The 15,346-nt window shown below is 41.2% G+C and carries 10 protein-coding genes and 1 tRNA gene; 9 read left to right on the forward strand and 2 right to left on the reverse strand.

What is annotated here, in order from left to right:
* The first annotated feature begins 428 nt into the window (after positions 1-428).
* The 4 genes from AC1EKT_RS04795 to AC1EKT_RS04810 all read left to right on the forward strand — a co-directional run bounded on the left by AC1EKT_RS04795 (position 429) and on the right by AC1EKT_RS04810 (position 7,644).
* Positions 429-1,721: a metallophosphoesterase gene (locus AC1EKT_RS04795; RefSeq protein WP_415687172.1), complete on the forward strand. Its 1,293-nt coding sequence runs from the start codon at positions 429-431 to the stop codon at positions 1,719-1,721.
* 91 nt (positions 1,722-1,812) lie between these two features.
* Positions 1,813-3,174 (forward strand): UDP-N-acetylglucosamine 1-carboxyvinyltransferase, encoded by a 1,362-nt coding sequence (gene murA, locus AC1EKT_RS04800; protein ID WP_004109784.1) that lies wholly within the window; start codon positions 1,813-1,815, stop codon positions 3,172-3,174.
* A gap of 190 nt (positions 3,175-3,364) precedes the next feature.
* Positions 3,365-5,278 (forward strand): serine/threonine protein kinase, encoded by a 1,914-nt coding sequence (locus AC1EKT_RS04805; protein ID WP_481616213.1) that lies wholly within the window; start codon positions 3,365-3,367, stop codon positions 5,276-5,278.
* Between the two features lie 35 nt (positions 5,279-5,313).
* Positions 5,314-7,644, forward strand: a complete 2,331-nt coding sequence (locus AC1EKT_RS04810; protein WP_481616212.1) for a hypothetical protein — start codon at positions 5,314-5,316, stop codon at positions 7,642-7,644.
* Between the two features lie 95 nt (positions 7,645-7,739).
* Here the strand turns inward: AC1EKT_RS04810 and AC1EKT_RS04815 are convergent.
* Together AC1EKT_RS04815 and AC1EKT_RS04820 are read right to left on the reverse strand one after the other, a co-directional pair.
* Positions 7,740-7,812, reverse strand: a tRNA-Ala gene (locus AC1EKT_RS04815).
* A gap of 115 nt (positions 7,813-7,927) precedes the next feature.
* Complete coding sequence (locus AC1EKT_RS04820) at positions 7,928-8,614, reverse strand: DedA family protein (RefSeq protein WP_481616211.1); 687 nt, start codon at positions 8,612-8,614, stop codon at positions 7,928-7,930.
* 222 nt (positions 8,615-8,836) lie between these two features.
* On the opposite strand from AC1EKT_RS04820, the gene AC1EKT_RS04825 reads away from it, so the two are divergent.
* The 5 genes from AC1EKT_RS04825 to AC1EKT_RS04845 all read left to right on the forward strand — a co-directional run bounded on the left by AC1EKT_RS04825 (position 8,837) and on the right by AC1EKT_RS04845 (position 15,239).
* Positions 8,837-9,580, forward strand: coding sequence for a teichoic acid transporter (locus tag AC1EKT_RS04825; protein ID WP_415683261.1), 744 nt, complete (start codon positions 8,837-8,839; stop codon positions 9,578-9,580).
* Positions 9,581-9,710: 130 nt separating this feature from the next.
* Positions 9,711-9,980, forward strand: coding sequence for a 30S ribosomal protein S15 (rpsO, locus tag AC1EKT_RS04830; protein WP_004109774.1), 270 nt, complete (start codon positions 9,711-9,713; stop codon positions 9,978-9,980).
* Positions 9,981-10,359: 379 nt separating this feature from the next.
* Entirely contained in the window at positions 10,360-13,149 is a 2,790-nt protein-coding gene (locus AC1EKT_RS04835; RefSeq protein WP_415683262.1) for a polyribonucleotide nucleotidyltransferase, read from the forward strand.
* Positions 13,150-13,395: 246 nt separating this feature from the next.
* Positions 13,396-14,259, forward strand: a complete 864-nt coding sequence (locus AC1EKT_RS04840; protein WP_481616210.1) for an aldo/keto reductase — start codon at positions 13,396-13,398, stop codon at positions 14,257-14,259.
* Between the two features lie 14 nt (positions 14,260-14,273).
* Positions 14,274-15,239: a purine nucleoside phosphorylase YfiH/LACC1 family protein gene (locus AC1EKT_RS04845; protein ID WP_415683264.1), complete on the forward strand. Its 966-nt coding sequence runs from the start codon at positions 14,274-14,276 to the stop codon at positions 15,237-15,239.
* The last annotated feature ends 107 nt before the right edge of the window (positions 15,240-15,346 follow it).

Consider the following 15,346-nt stretch of genomic DNA (forward strand, 5'->3'; position numbering starts at 1 on the left):
CGCTTACTCTCGCTTACTCTCGCTTACTCTCGCTTACTCTCGCTTACTCTCGCTTACTCTCGCTTACTCTCGCTTACCGCGTGCTTCTTATGCAGCCTTAAAATCAAAAACCCCGGTGCGTGACCGGGGTTAGAGAAAGAAGAGAAGAAGAGAGGTTTAAGTTATTAAAGTCAAATTCAACTACTTGCTTGTAGTTTATTTCCTTTTGATGTATATATAATAACCACCTTATGCTGAGCGCAGTAATGCGATTACCTGTGAATTGTCTGTGAATTTGTAACTATTTTACTGAAATTGCACGTTTTTATCGCTTTTAGGTTATTTCTTATCAGTATTTGCTTAATTTAGTATTTTTGAATGTAAATAATTTATGTAAACTTGCGCACAAAATTGAGTGAGTCGCGGCATATCTGCCGTATGCTTAAAGTATGACTGATTCTGCACAATCTGAAGCTAATGCATCTGCGGCACTTCCTTTATCTGTTTCGGCGCGTTTAGGACGTTTGCAGTTCCATCTTTCTGGTAAATTCCGGGTGCTTCAGTGTGCAGATGTTCAAGATGGGTTACGTATTTCACAAGATACTATTCGACTTATTGCTTCTGCTTGCGATGCTGTGCGACCAGATCTTGTAGTTTTTAGCGGAAACCAGATTGCAGGTTATGAAAAAGTATTTGCAAAAACTTTTCAGCGTAGACGCTGGCAGGAATCTTCCAATATTTCGGCTTCTGATAAGAAGCAATTGGTTGATAAAGTGCACGAATTTGTTGCTAAGTTAATGAAGCCACTAGAAGATCGCAGTATTCCGTGGGTTGTTACTTATGGTAATCATGATTTCCAGTGCGGTCTAAGTAATGAAGAGCTTGATAAGATATATCAAGATTTTCCATGCTGCATGAATCGCAGTGCTTCTAATGCATCTTCTGCAAGTGCTATGCAATCGACAAAATGTGTGTTGCCAAAGCAGATTATTTTTACATGTGAGCCTGGTACTTTTGCCTTGCCTGTTATGGATGAAAAGCATGAAAAGGTTGTTTTTTCAATAGTTTTAGTTGATTCGGGAGATTATGCTAAATCCGGCGGCTATGGTAGCCCTTCTAAAAAAACTATTGAGTTTGTTTCTGGTCTTTCTTCTTATTTGCCTGAACATATTTGCGTTTTTCAGCATTTTCCATTGCCGCAATATTATCGTGTTCTTCGCGAAGTTCCGCAAGAACTCGCTGCGCGCGAACATGCTATTGAAGGGTATCGTACTTTTGCTGGTCGCTATTATGCTCTTGACGAAAAACATGTTCTGCCAGATGGGTATTTAGGTGAAGGAATTAGCTGCCCTGACGTCGATAGTGGTGAATACGCTGCTTTGCTTGATGCAGGAGCTTTTGCGCTAATTGCCGGTCACGATCACCGCAATTCTTTCGCAGCTAAAGATCCCGAGAGTAATATGCTATTTGTTGCTACTCCTACATGTGGTTTTGGATCTTACGGCCCTGAACCTGCTAAAAGAGGCGTGCGCTTGCTTGAATTTGATATTCGTCACCCGTTTGAACCGCGTACGCAAATGCTTGAATTTGGGAATCTTGTTGGCAAACCTTCTTCCAAAAAAGCCTATACTTATGCTCTTACAGCTGAGTCTGAGCATGAATTGCCAGAAGTGGATTTATTGCGTAAACCATCATTACTTACTAGATTGATTCGTCGATGGCGTCAACAATCTACGCACTAATTTAATCAGTTTTAATAGATTGCATGAGCGCGTTGGCAAATATGCCGGTATTATAGTGAATAGTGTTTTAGCGCGAACGAAAGAGGTAAATGTGTCCGCACACAATACGGCTGAACAGAACAACAATAGTGGCATTGACGCTGCAGATGTGTTGCATGTAGAAGGTGGTAAGCCGCTTAATGGCACTATTAAAGTGCGTGGCGCAAAAAACTTTGTTAGCAAGGCTATGGTTGCAGCTTTGTTGGCACCTGGCAAGTCTGTTCTAAAAAACGTTCCTGAAATTCGCGATGTTCATGTAGTTTCTGATTTGTTGCGTTTGCATGGTGTTGACGTTGAAGTTAATGGACCTGAAGGCATTGTGACAATTGATGCCACAAAAGTGCAGCTCGCAGATGTAGCTGACGTCGACACTCTTTCTGGCTCATCTCGTATTCCAATTCTTTTCTCTGGTCCTCTTCTTCATCGTCTTGGAGAAGCGTTTATTCCTGCGCTTGGAGGATGCAATATTGGTGGCCGTCCAATTGATTTTCATCTTGAGACGTTACGTAAACTTGGTGCAAATGTAGATAAAGATCACGAGGATGGTATTCATATTACTGCACCTAATGGCTTGCATGGCACTAAAATTCATTTGCCTTATCCTTCTGTCGGTGCAACCGAACAGACTTTGCTTGCAGCGGTTCTTGCAGAAGGTCGTACAGAGCTTTCTGGAGCTGCAATTGAGCCAGAAATTATGGATTTGGTAGCCGTTTTGCAAAAGATGGGTGCGATTATTTCTGTAGACGTTGACCGTACTTTCCGTATTGAAGGAGTAAAAGAGCTTCAAGGATACACTCATACGTCATTAACTGATCGCATTGAAGCAGCTTCTTGGGCTTCTGCTGCTCTTGCAACACACGGAGATGTGTTTATTAAAGGCGCAACTCAGCCAGAAATGATGACTTTCTTAAATGTGTTCCGTAAAGTTGGCGGACAGTTTGATGTGACAGATAAAGGAATTCGTTTCTGGCATCCGGGTGGGGATTTGCATCCGGTTGCTATTGAAACCGATGTGCATCCTGGTTTTATGACTGATTGGCAGCAGCCTCTTGTTGTTGCGCTTACTCAAGCGAAGGGCTTGAGTATTGTGCATGAAACTGTTTATGAAAATCGTTTTGGTTTCACGAAGCCACTTGTGCAAATGGGAGCTATGATTCAGCTTTATCGTGAATGCTTAGGTTCGCTTCCTTGCAGATTCCAGCAGCGCAATTACAAGCATTCTGCAGTTATTTTCGGACCTACTCCGTTGACAGGTCAAGATATTGATGTACCTGATTTGCGCGGAGGCTTTAGCCATTTGATTGCAGCTCTTACTGCTCAAGGTCCGTCGAATGTGCGCGGAATTTCGCTAATTGATCGAGGATATGCAGATTTTAGAGGCAAACTTTTAGCTTTGGGCGCTAATATCGACTGATATATTCTTCTACTTCTTCTACAAAACGTGAGTTTTGTAAGGTTATAAGCTTTTATCCACAATGCTATAAAAAGCTTTTTTACGCATAAATTTATCGGTACAGTAGTCGCAACTGTAATTCAATTACTCAAAAAATTAACTGAAATATTTGATGAGTAGTTGTAGTTTTCAATATTGCGGAGGCGTAACGATGGTTTGTGTAGGCGGACGCTATCAGCTGCTTGGTGAGCTGGGGCGTGGTGGCACTTCAACAGTGTTTCTTGCCGTTGACACCGTTTTGCACAAGCAATGGGCTGTTAAAGAAACGCTTCTGCAAGGAGACGAAGAGTATCAACAGCGTATTATTCAATCCTTACGCGCTGAAGCGAATGTTTTAAAGGAATGCGATCATCCAGCTATTCCGCGAATTGTTGATTTTTTTGAAGAAAATGGTAGAGCTTATGCTGTTCGCGATTATGTAAAGGGACGTTCTTTAAAATCTATTGTAGAAGAATCTGGATTGCAAAATGTTGAAACTGTTCTTGATTTAGGTATGCAACTTTGCTCAATACTTTCTTATTTACATTCGCATTATCCGCCAATTATATACGGTGATCTTAAGCCTTCTCAGGTTATGATTTCAGAAGATGGCACAGTCCGTTTGATTGATTTTGGTGCTGCAACGCAATTATATGCAAACGGGGGAGTGCTTGATTTACGCACAATAGACCAGTGCGACGCTCGATTTGCTACTAATATTTTTACCGCTCCTGAAATTTTGAACGAAAACTCTGCAGCAACTACTTCGAGCGATGTGTATTCGATTGGAATGACATTGCGTTACGCATTATTGCCAACTGAAGTGTCTAAAACAGACGTGCAATCTTCTGTACTATTGCCTCACGAGAATCGCGAAGTAGTAGAACAATTAGTGTCCGTGCTCGCAATAGCTACAGCTACTAAACCATCTCATAGATATAAAGATTGTGAAGAAATGTTTTCTGCACTGGAAGCGTGTGAGCATACAGAAAAACATTCACAACAATGCGACACCTCTACGAATGTATTGCAACGCAAACAATGCAAAAATAGTTCTAAGCCTAGAAAAAAGCGCTATGCAATTACGGCATTAATTGTTGTAGCGCTGGTTTTTATAGTAATTTTATTCAACTGCTTAGGTTTATTTGTTGGGCATGCTTTTGTAAATCGAAATAAGCAATCTTTTGATAGTGAGCCAAGTAGTAAAAGAATTGAGGAAATACGCAAAAATAATAAAAGCTACGATTCTTACATGCAATTAGCTGAGCGCGAAAGCAATTCGGATATTGCGTGTCGCTATATTTCTCATGCAATGCAAGTGCAAAATAGTATGCTCAAAAAGAAATACATAAGCAAAATGTCATTTAAACCTCTCCAAAGTTTATTGCAAATTCAACTTGCAGATCAGCAATGGAGTGCCGACGAAGAGCAATGTTTTGTTGGTTTGATTAATAAATACGAGCAAAACTTGCGTACTGTAAATAAAGATTGGTTGAATATTTCTATAGAAATAGGCAAAGCGTATTGGTACTATTTTGCAGGATTTTCTGGAAAAGTTTCGCAAACAGAACGATTATCTCGTATGCGAGTAGCAAAAGTATGGTTCCAAGAGGCTCAAAAATATGAGAAGGATGCGGATGAAGCGTCTTCGCAAGCTGTAGAAACTAATTCTGATGGCATATCGCATACTGTTTCAAATCAAAAAATGTTAAGCGCGTACATCGCTATTTCTGACGCTTATGCGCAACTTGTTGATGTTTCTAAAGATTGTGCAAGCGTAGAAACGTATAAAAATTATGTGAATCAATTACAGCAGTTAATGCAAATTGTTGAGAAAGATCACGGAGACGTCTTGTTCGTGGATACTGGAGAACTAGTTTTGCAATCAATTCATTCGTGGTTGCCAATGTTCCTAGAAAGTGGATCAAGTAAACAAGAGATCCAGCAAATGTGCGACAAGGCAGAATATCTTCTTAAACAAGCGCATGTGTCAAATGATGAAGCTGTAAGTAGAAAGAAAAACGCAATCGATAGCGTCAAAAAAGTTCAAGACGAAATTAATTTAGCTTTTTTGCAAAAGAAATAAAAGAAATAAAAGAAATAATAAAAAGGGGGGAATAAATGTGTAAACAAAGAAATTTGGGGGATATGTGGTTTTTCAAGCGACTTAAATGCGATTGCGCTCGCATTGGTGTTTATATTGGGATTATTGCGTTTATTAGTGTTGCTATAGCTGCTGCATTATTGCCACTTAATTCTATTGCGTATGCGAAGAACAGCTATAACGCAGCCAAAGGATTGCATATAGCAAATGTTTCTGTTATGACAAAACAGAAAACTGTTCGCACTCAAGGCGAGTACATGTTTACTAAACGTTCTGCTTCGCTACTTATAACTTTTGATGGATTGGACGCTTCGGAAATTAGGAACGCGCATAAAGCTACTGTTAGCGTTGGAAGATATCAAATAGTGAGTGCCAAAGCTGATTTAGCTAAGGTTGAGGCAGTGTCGTCCTTGGTTAATATTCGTTATAAGATCCGACCTCGAGTATTAGGAATAGTAAGAGTTGAATTGCAAAAAGAAGGAATATACGATTTGCAAGATATCTCTATAAGACTTGCTGCTGTAACAATGCATCCTAAACGCATATGGGGAGGAGTCGACTCTAATCCTCATGTTTCAAAGCAAACTAACTATATTTCTAATGAAAGTAAACTTTCTAGCAACAAATTGCGCTCTCGTAAGCCAATATTAAGTATTCCTGATTCAGTTTTGAATGCTTCAGATTTAACAAAAGATAACTCTTATAGCAAGCGTCCAAGATATATTGTTATTGACAAAACTGCTCCTCGCTTGAGTGTTAGCTATGACAACAACGCATCGTATGAAGGCAAATATTTTCGCAATAATCGAGCTTCAAGAATATTAATACAGGATGATTCGTTCGTTTTCTCGTATTTGCTTCACGATTCTTTTCCTATTGCGAAAGTTTTTGCTGATGGTAAGCAGGTTATGGTACTTACAGCTAAAAGCTTTAAAAACGATGGTGTGCATACAAACGTGTGGTATGCTGATGTTTCTTTTTTGGGGGACGCTTCTTGGGATGTTCGCTATTGCGTTGAAGATTTATCGGGTAATGCGAGTTCTTCTATCAGTAATAAATTCATTATTGATACGCTTGCGCCAACTGTTTCTATTACTGGAGTGCAACAAGGCGGAGCGTATTCTCATGCTGTAGTTCCAACATTAGTTATAAAAGATCGTTGGCTAAAACCTGCAAGCGTAACGTATTCGTTGAGAAGAATGCGATATTCTAAGGAATTGCGTTCTTTCGTGCCTAAAAAAGCTGATTCGCAAAGCGTAAGTGTGCAATACGCAGGTTTTTATAATGGAATTCAAGACGATGACGTGTATCAGCTTCAGTGGAGTGCTAAAGATTTAGTAGATCATGTTGTTTCTGGCCAGTTGCAATTTTCTATAAATAGAAGCGGTTCCTCATTTAGTATAGATAGTTCCACTAAAGAAATTAATCGTAAACAATTGCAAAATGCTAAAGATATTCATATTGAAGAACTCAATCCTAGCGGACTTGCAAGTCCTGCAAAAATTAGTGTTATTCAAGACGGTGTAGAGAAGATTTTGTCAAAACAGGATTTTTCTGTAAACAGTCGCATAGATCATGGCTGGAAACGATTGACTTACACTATTTTTAAACGAAATTTTGCAGATAATGCTCATTATCGTGTGCGCGTTATGTCAGTAGACAAGGCAGGAAATCATTCTTGTAGCGAAAGTGCAGTTAGCAAAAAAGAAGGAATGTTGCAATTTGCACCAGCATCTGTGCAATTTACAGTAGATAATCTTGCCCCAATCGCAACAGTGTTTGATATGCAAAATAATTCTACTTATCGCACTAATAAAGAAGGAAAAACTTTACGTATTAGTGCAAAAGATAACATAGCATTGCAATATGTAACAATCGATGTTGATGGTAAAACAAATCGTATTTGGAGCGGCAAAGATGTGAATAAATCAGTTTTATCTACAAAACTAAAACCAGACGGTTTTACTCACGACGTATTAGTAAAAGCTGCAGATTATGCGGGAAATATAACAACTTTGCAATATAAAAATGTAAAAATTGTTTCTATTGCAAATAAGATTGTAAAAAAATCTGAAGCAGATAAAAAATCTAAAAATAGCGAGAGTAAAGATACTGATAGTTCTGATGATGGTTCCGACAATAGCTCCGATGGCGATGATTGGGTAGCTCGTTCGCAAGTGAAAAAATCGGAAAAATCTTTTGAAAATGCTGATTCCTTTAAACGAAACTCGGTAAATTATATAGAAATTGTGGCTTATATTGGCGCTGGAATTATAGCGATTCTTTGTGCTGTATTAGTAATTAGCACTATTTTTAAAAAGAAAATTAACGTAAGTAAACTGTTTTAAAGGTTTTGATAGTTTAGGTAGTTTCGATAGATTTAATAGGCATTGTGCGAGAAAATAAAAAGCCCACTGCGGTGGAATGAATGCAGTGGGCTTAGTGGAGCTAATGGTAATCGAAACCACGACCTCTTCGATGCGAACGAAGCGCTCTACCAACTGAGCTATAGCCCCAATGTCTAAGACAAATCATCTTATGACAACTCTGCACACTGTACTACAAAGCTTGTATAAAAACAATATTTTTTGTAGTGCAGCGTGCTTGAGTGTCGTAAGTTAAAATACTAGTTTATTTGTTTTCTTTATTAAGTTTTGCTGCTTTCTTTGCTTTGTGCGCTTTGTATAAACCAATAAAAGTTGGCACAAGCGAGATAAGCAAAATTGCAACAATTACTAATTCAAAATTCTTCTGTACAAAATCAATCTTGCCGAAGAAATATCCAAGAAATGTGAAAAGCGACGACCAAATGAGACCGCCTAATACAGAAAATGGCGTGAAGCGTGTCCAACGCATTCCAGAAATTCCGGAAATAAACGGCATAAAAGTGCGTATGAATGGGAAGAATCTGCCCAAGAATACAGCCAGCGGACCCCATTTATCAATCATTTTTTCGGTTTTTGCAACTCGTTCTGGAGTGAGTGCTTTTACTTTTCCGGATTCTACAATCTTTCGACCGAAGAAATGACCAATAAAGTAATTGCACTGATCGCCAATAATTGGTGCTAGCCACACTACGGCAAGTAGTAGTGGAAGTGGAAGCGCGCTGTGACCAGTTTGAGCGTCAGGAGCTGCAAAAAAGCCTGCTGCAAAAAGAAGTGAATCTCCTGGAAGGAATGGGAAGAATACTACGCCTGTTTCAATAAAAACAATGAGAAAAATAAGACCTAATGCTGGAGCTGTGCCCATTGCAATCCAACTTGCAATAGCTGAGCGTGGATCCTTGAGTAGGTTAACAATAAAATGAATAAATCCCATAATGTCCTGTCATAAATTTTGCGTATTTAGTGACGCTTGCTAATTAAAAATCAAGCGAAACAACTGTTATTTTGAGCCTAGCAGTCGCCATAAACGGTTGACACTTTTTGTGCACACGCTATCAGTTAATTGCGTTATAACATACAATATTAGTAATGTAATGTTGCATTGTTAAAACTTGAGAATTGCTTGACGATTAAAGATTGGCAGGAGAAGTAGCGCATGAAGTTAAATGATGAGCATGATAGTGAACGTCCGCAAAGTTTTGCTCCACTAAAGCCTAGGAAACGTTCTGCTCGCGTAATCAATGCTAATGAAGTTCCGAAAAAGAATGATGATTCAAAAAGCGAAATTTCTGACGAATATTTAAACATTGGTTTGCCGGAAACAGACTTGTCTATTGCTGATTTTTCTCGTAAGCATTCTAATCCAAAGAGATGGTGGATTTATTTTGGTGTTCTGCTTGTTGCCATTGTTATTCCGTATTGGATTGGTCGCATTATGGCAGTTCGTCATACTTTATGGGTTATTTCGCATTGCTCTGGATTGTCTTCGCAAGGTGTCGTTTTTATTTCTTGGGTAATAACAGTAGCTGCTTTTACAAGTCTCGCAATGGCATTAATTGACACTCATCGTTGGATTTGGAGAATAATGTTTGCTGTTTTTCTGGCTTTAGAACAACTTATTGCCGGATTATGCATGCTAAACATGAGCTTCTGGTATTCGACTTATGTGGTTTATGGTCATGCTTCAGGTTTAGCGAATGCGGCAAATCTTGGCATTATTTCTGCAGGTATTGGAGTAGCTGTATTTGCTGTCATTTTTGTAGGTTTGCTTGTAATTGTTCCTAAAACTTCGGCTTTGAATGTTCTTACGCGCAGTTGGGCATCGTTCATAATGTTCTATGCAATTGAGGTTTTGGCAATATTAGTAGTTATTTTTGGTGGTTTTTTGACAGCAATGTAATGTTTAGATTCTACAAAAATAAGTTGTTTGCAAGTGGTTGTACAATAGACGCTTGGCGTGTAACGCCCGCGGATTGAGAGCGCTACAGCATGAGGTTGTGGCACCGCGCAGTGATATTAAGGAGGACGCCGTGGCATTAACGGCTGAAGATAAGAAGAACATTATCAACGAATACGCGACGCACGAGGGTGACACGGGTTCCCCAGAAGTGCAGGTCGCTTTGCTTAGCAAGCGCATTGCTGACCTTACTGAGCATTTGAAGGAGCACAAGCACGATCATCATTCTCGTCGTGGTTTGTTGCTCATGGTTGGTGATCGTCGTCGTCTTCTCGATTACTTGAAGCGTGTTGACATCAACCGTTATCGTTCTTTGATTGAACGACTCGGCTTGCGTCGATAGTCTTATTGCCCGGGCTTAAGCTCGGGCTTTTGTATTATTTATACGTTTTGCTTAATTGTTAAATGCATAAGTTGTTCACTCATGCGCAATATTTGGGGAAAGTGTAGTGGGCAATAAAGTAGTGGGCAATATTTAAAATTTATAACTAAAAAATAATTTATAACTAAAAAGAATTAACACATAATTCAACACATAATTGAAAATTGAAGCATAACTTAATACGGATGATTGAAGTAACCGAAACAAAAAACACTACGAAATATTGACGTAACGCAAGTGTTGCAAAGAGCGCAAATATTCGCATATAGGTAATAATGCGAAGTCGTCAATGTTATTACGCATGTTGGTTGATTAGGTAAGTTAAGAAAAGGAGGAACCCGTGGAGGGTCCCGAAATTAAGGCTGTAGAAGCCGTTATTGATAATGGTTCATTTGGTAAGCGTACGCTACGCTTTGAAACTGGTCGACTTGCTCAGCAAGCAGACGGTGCTGTTGCCGCATATTTGGATGACGATTCCATGATTTTGTCGACGACGACTGCAGGATCTAGCCCGAAGGAAAATTACGACTTCTTCCCATTAACTGTAGATGTGGAAGAAAAAATGTATGCTGCTGGAAAGATTCCAGGTTCGTTCTTCCGCCGTGAAGGTCGTCCTTCTAACGAAGCGACGTTGGCATGCCGTATTATTGATCGCCCGTTGCGTCCGTTGTTCCCACACACTTTGCGTAACGAAGTGCAAGTTGTTGAAACAATTTTGGCAATTAATCCAGATGATGCTTACGATGTTATTGCTTTGAATGCTGCGTCTGCATCTACTATGATTTCTGGTTTGCCATTTGAGGGTCCAGTTTCCGGCGTTCGTTTGGCTTTGATTGATGGCCAGTGGGTTGCTTTCCCACGTTGGAGTGAGCGCGAGCGTGCAGTATTTGAAATTGTTGTGGCTGGTCGTGTGATTGAAAACGGCGATGTTGCTATTGCAATGATTGAGGCTGGTGCTGGTAAGAATGCTTGGAATTTGATTTACAATGATGGTCAAACTAAGCCAGATGAGCAAGTTGTAGCCGGCGGTTTGGAAGCTGCAAAGCCATTTATTAAGGTTATTTGCGATGCTCAAAATGAGTTGAAGCGCATTGCAGCTAAGGAAACTAAGGAATTCCAACTCTTCCCAGAATATACTGACGAACTTTATGCTCGTATTGACGAGATTGCGCATGCTGATTTGAATGAGGCTCTTTCTATTGCAGAAAAGCTGCCTCGTCAAGATCGCATTGCTGAAATTAAGGAACACGTGCGCGAAACAATCGCTGAAGAATTCACTGATATGGACGAAGCTGAGAAGGAAAAAGAACTCGGCAACGCCTTCAAGGAATTGCAGCGTCAAATTGTTCGCCGTCGTATTTTGACTGAAGATTATCGTATTGATGGTCGCGGTTTGCGCGATATTCGTACGCTTTCTGCAGAAGTTGATGTTGTGCCTCGCGTACACGGTTCTGCACTCTTCCAGCGTGGTGAAACCCAGATTTTGGGCGTGACTACTTTGAATATGCTTAAGATGGAGCAGCAGGTTGATGCGCTTTCTGGCCCGCAAACCAAGCGTTATATGCACAACTACGAAATGCCTCCATACTCCACTGGTGAAACTGGTCGCGTTGGTTCTCCAAAGCGTCGTGAAATCGGTCACGGTGCTTTAGCTGAGAAGGCTTTGGTTCCAGTATTGCCAGGCCGCGAAGAGTTCCCATACGCTATTCGTCAGGTGTCTGAAGCTATTGGTTCTAATGGTTCTACTTCTATGGGTTCCGTTTGCGCTTCTACGCTTTCTTTGCTTGCTGCTGGCGTGCCTTTGAAAGCTCCAGTTGCTGGTATTGCTATGGGCTTAGTTTCTGGCGATGTTGATGGAAAGCATATCTTCAAGACTTTGACCGATATTCTCGGTGCAGAAGATGCATTTGGTGATATGGACTTCAAGGTTGCTGGTACTTCCGAATTCATCACTGCTTTGCAACTCGATACGAAGCTTGATGGTATTCCAGCTGATATTTTGGCTGCCGCTTTGCAGCAGGCACATGAAGCTCGTACAACGATTCTTGAAGTTATTAACGAGTGCATTGATTGCCCAGCTGAGATGAGCCCATTTGCTCCACGCATTATTACAACCACAATTCCTGTAGATAAGATTGGTGAAGTAATCGGACCTAAGGGCAAGATGATTAACCAAATTCAGGAAGAAACTGGTGCTGAAATCGCTATTGAAGATGACGGTACTGTTTACATTTCTTCTGAAGGTGGCGAAGCTGCTGAGAAGGCTAAGGGAATCATCGATTCTATTGCAAATCCTCGCGTGCCAAAAGCTGGTGAAACTTTCACAGGCAAGGTTGTTAAGACCACGAGCTTTGGAGCTTTTGTGAATTTGACTCCTGGAACTGACGGTTTGCTTCACATTTCACAGATTCGCAATTTAGCAAACGGTGAGCGCATTGACACTGTTGAAGATGTGCTGAAGGAAGGCGATGATGTTGAAGTTATCGTGCAAAGCGTAGATGAGCGCGGCAAGATTTCTTTGGCTATTCCAGGTTTTGAAGATCAAGAATCTTCTGCTCCAGCAGCGCGTGAAAATCGTTCCCGTAGTTCTCGCGACGATCGCGATTCTCGTGACTCTCGTGACTCTCGCGACTCTCGTGGCGATTACCGTCGTTCTCGCCGTGACGATCGCGATAATCATGATCGTGCGGATCGCGATGAACGTCCTCGTCGCCGCGTGCGCGATGATCGTGACGATCGAGATCGCATGGATCGAAATGACCGATACGCTGAGCGCGATAACCGTTATGATGACCGCAGCGCTCGTCGTGACGACCGTCGTGCGGATCGTGCGGATCGTGATGACCGCTACAGTGACAACGATTTTGACGAGCGTCCTCGTCGCCGTGTGCGCGATGATCGTGACGATCGTTACGAAAATCGCGACGACCGTGAAGAGCGCGCAGACCGCGATGACCGTGAAGATCGCTCAAATCGTCGAGATTCAGAAAATCGTCGCGTATCCGATCGAAAGCCGCGTTATGCAGCTGATGACGATCACTATGACGAGTATCGTTCGGCTCGTGAAGAGCGCACAGAGCGTCCTCGCCGCCGCGTGCGTCGCGATTTTGATCCATTTGAGGAAGATTAATCGCGCAAATAGTATTAAAGCAAAATTATTGCTAGATACTAAATAAAAATAAATATTCGTAGAAATGCCTTCAAGCTGCGTTTGCGTTTGGAGGCATTTCTTTTAAATAGCGATTCAACTGTTTTATGCAATCTGTGCAATAAAATAAAATATAAAAAGTAGTAAAATATTGCGACTGCGTAAAGTAGCGTAATGCAATAATAAATACTTACGGAAAATATAAAACTTACAAAGTAGGGGTGAAATATGGTTATGCATCGCGCATTAGGTTCGTTCGATACAACCGCTATTGGTTTTGGCGAAATGCCATTGACAATAGAAAACAATCTTGGCCACGATATGGGAATTGAAACAATTCACGCGGCTCTTGATGCTGGCTGCACACATATTGATACCGCATGGGCGTATTACTGCTCTGGCGGTGAGGAACAAACTGGTGAAAAGCTTGTTCGTGAAGCTTTAGAAAGCTGGAAAGGCGACAAATCTTCTATTTTGGTTGCTACTAAAGTCGGTCACTTCCGTAACTTTACTGATGGGCGACCAACATGGGGTAAGGATGGCAAGCTAGAGCATTTGATTGCGCATGCCAAAGAGTCTGCAATGGCTTTAGGTGTTGACACTATTGACTTGCTTTACTTCCACAGGCCAGATCCAGAAGTTCCATACAATGAGTCTATTGAAGCAATGCAACAGTTGCTTGACGAAGGTGTGGCTCGAGAAATAGGTATTTCTAACGCTTCTGTAGAGCAAATCGATATTGCGCGCAATATTTTAGGAGAAAAGCTAGTAGCAGTACAAAATCAATATTCTCCAGTTCATTTAGAGAATGAAGATACTTTGCAATATTGCGAAAAGCTTGGAATTGCTTTTGTTTGCTGGAGTCCGTTAGGTGGATTCCGCCATCCTTATGACGAGCATCTTTTCGATCCATTCCGCAAAGTTGCTGAAAATCATAACGTAAGTTATCAGCAAGTAGTTTTGGCTTGGGAGCTATCTAAAGGCGATCACGTATTCGTAATTCCTGGAGCTCATAGACCGGCTACAATTTTAGATAGTTTGAAAGCTTCCGATTTGCAATTAAGCAATGAAGAATTGGCTTATTTAGGCTGAAAGAAAACAATAAAATGCAAGAAACAAGCGTAACTGGTATGCCGTTGCCTCACGAAGATGAGGACGGTGCACCAATTCCTGTGACTATTCCGGTGGCGTTAGGAACTCGCACTCATGCAGTTTTTACTACTAGATTGGGTGGAATTTCTGAAGGCTCATTTGCTTCACTTAATTTAGGCGGACGCGCAGGAGATAGCGCGGAAGCTGTAGCGAGCAATCGCGCAGCTTTACAGAAAGCTTTGCAAGCGGACTTGTCGCTTGTTGCTCAAGTTCATAGCAGAGAAGTATTCGATGCAGATAGTGTAGTAGATTCATGGAATACTTCTTACGGCTTTGATGCAACAGGTTTTGCGGATTCGCAATTGAGAATTGAAGCAGATGCGCAAGTTTCAACTGCGTGCTCGCTTGCTTTGGGAATGTTTGCTGCAGATTGTTTGCCCGTTTTACTTGCGGACGACGAAGCTGGAGTAATCGCTGCAGCGCATTGTGGGCGAAAAGGCTTGATGGCTGGAGTGCTCGATGCTGCAATCGAAGCAATGTGCGAAAAGGGAGCTGAGCGTTCTCGCATAACAGCAGTGCTCGGCCCATGTATTTGCGGAGATTGCTACGAAGTTGGTGAGAGTATTGCGCGCGATTTTGAAAAACGCTACCCACAAACAGTAACAAAAACACGTTTCGGTGGAATCGGTATTGATATTGCTGAAGCTGCGCGCATTGATTTAGCGCTCGCAGGAGTAGCAAATATTGTTGACGCTTTGCCGCGAGTTACTGCTGCAACGCAATATTTATCTGAAGATGAGGAATTGCGCACGATTTGCGAAGTAGATGGTGAAGGCGACTCTTTGCCAGAACGTTTGCAAAATTTGCAAAACCCAATGTGCACTTTGGAAAATCCGCTATGGTATTCTCATCGACGTGCTAGTTTAGCTGGAAAATCGCATGAAGGTAGACTTCTTGCTTTAGTAATTCGCGACAAATAATCATATATGCTATATAAACATTACTGTATTTGAGCTAGGTAGTAAGTGCAGTTGTGTGAGCTTAGCAAAAACGTGCGCAACACACGAGTGTTTTTTGCTTGTAAGTG

The organism is Bifidobacterium sp. C0047B3, assembly GCF_056590535.1.

Coding starts and splice junctions, on each gene's coding strand:
- AC1EKT_RS04795 (WP_415687172.1), top strand. CDS start 429: ATGACTGATTCTGCACAATCTGAAGCTAATGCATCTGCGGCACTTCCT.
- AC1EKT_RS04805 (WP_481616213.1), top strand. CDS start 3,365: ATGGTTTGTGTAGGCGGACGCTATCAGCTGCTTGGTGAGCTGGGGCGT.
- AC1EKT_RS04810 (WP_481616212.1), top strand. CDS start 5,314: ATGTGTAAACAAAGAAATTTGGGGGATATGTGGTTTTTCAAGCGACTT.
- AC1EKT_RS04820 (WP_481616211.1), bottom strand. CDS start 8,614: ATGGGATTTATTCATTTTATTGTTAACCTACTCAAGGATCCACGCTCA.
- AC1EKT_RS04825 (WP_415683261.1), top strand. CDS start 8,837: ATGAAGTTAAATGATGAGCATGATAGTGAACGTCCGCAAAGTTTTGCT.
- AC1EKT_RS04840 (WP_481616210.1), top strand. CDS start 13,396: ATGGTTATGCATCGCGCATTAGGTTCGTTCGATACAACCGCTATTGGT.
- AC1EKT_RS04845 (WP_415683264.1), top strand. CDS start 14,274: ATGCAAGAAACAAGCGTAACTGGTATGCCGTTGCCTCACGAAGATGAG.